Here is a 1,098-nt window from a genome sequence, read left to right as displayed (position 1 = left end):
CTCACCCGACCGGCTCCGCCGGCCAAGCTACCCGTGGAGCAAAGGCCGACCCTGCACTAACTTCGAACTTGGACCACCTCGTGGGGGCAGATCAACGGCAGGTAGGTGTAAGTTGATTGTGCGCTCCAGCCAATCAAGGAACCCCCCATGGTCGCGGAGACCGTACACACCCTTCAGGCCGCCAAGTCGCAGCTTCTCAGCACCATCGATCTGATTGAACAAGCGCTCGACATGCTTCAGGCCCCTAAGCCCGAGGCGGGCGTCGAGATTGAAGCTTCCGGGGGCGAACTGCCCATTCCCCCTCCTGCCGCCAACGAGTTCCTCACCATCGACGAGGAGATCGTCGGGCTCGTTCGCGCGCATGGATCGCTAACACTCAACGAAGTAAAGGAGCGCACGCCGCGTTTCTCATGGGTCCAGATCAATCGGCGCACCCGCACGACCAAGGACTGCCTCGTCAATCGGGGGGTTCTCGTGTTCGAGGCGTCGCCCAAGCCCGGGCGCTTGTCGATTGCCCCGGGCTTCAGCGGCGATCCGAACCCGCCGCTCTCCGGCTACATCGAGAAGATCGCCGCGGCCGACGAGGTCGCTGCCGCCTCATGAAAGGCGCCGTCGTCGGACGCCCTGATCAAGGTGTTCGCCGCCTTCCACCAGCTCTACGAGCAGCGTGTGCTGTGGTGGCACCACGACGGTGATCCGATGCGGTCAGGGCACATCCTTAAGGGTGTCGAGTACCGCGGCGTCATGGGCCTCGTCGGGCACATGCTCACCCGTAACGAAGACTCGGGGCTGAAGCTATGCATCGCGGCGGGGCGGCCAGATGCGACCCTGGAGTGGATGGTTGCCAAGAACACGGGCCTCTTACCCGTGGCCCTGGTCGAGGCCGCAAAGGCGCGGCTCAGCAGCGTGGGTGTCAGCGTCTAGGTCGCGGGTCGCAAGGCAGGGCGCGCTCGACTAGTGCTCTGTCCCGCTTGCGATGGGGCTTATTGGCGCGAGTCTTCTGTCGGTTGAGGGCAGGAGGCAGCGATGCACAAGCGCTACCGTGTGACGCTCACGGCTGAGGAGCGAGCTGATCTGGATCGTCTGATCTCACGTGGC

Annotated in this window: 2 protein-coding genes; both read left to right on the top strand. The window is 64.0% G+C overall.

All coding sequences use genetic code 11. The annotated features are described in order from the left end of the window. Nucleotides 1–147 precede the first annotated feature (147 nt). A complete protein-coding gene (locus HNR00_RS25305) occupies nt 148–603 on the top strand; it encodes a hypothetical protein (RefSeq protein WP_183574319.1) in 456 nt (151 codons plus the stop codon). A 30-nt stretch (nt 604–633) separates the two neighbouring features. After that, nucleotides 634–924, top strand: coding sequence for a hypothetical protein (locus tag HNR00_RS25300; RefSeq protein WP_183574317.1), 291 nt, complete (start codon nt 634–636; stop codon nt 922–924). The last annotated feature ends 174 nt before the right edge of the window (nt 925–1,098 follow it).

It is taken from the genome of Methylorubrum rhodinum, from assembly GCF_014199935.1.
In the GTDB taxonomy this organism is placed as follows: Bacteria; Pseudomonadota; Alphaproteobacteria; order Rhizobiales; family Beijerinckiaceae; genus Methylobacterium; species Methylobacterium rhodinum.
The sequence above is the reverse complement of the archived record's forward strand: the minus strand, read 5'-3'. Positions and strand labels throughout refer to the sequence as shown.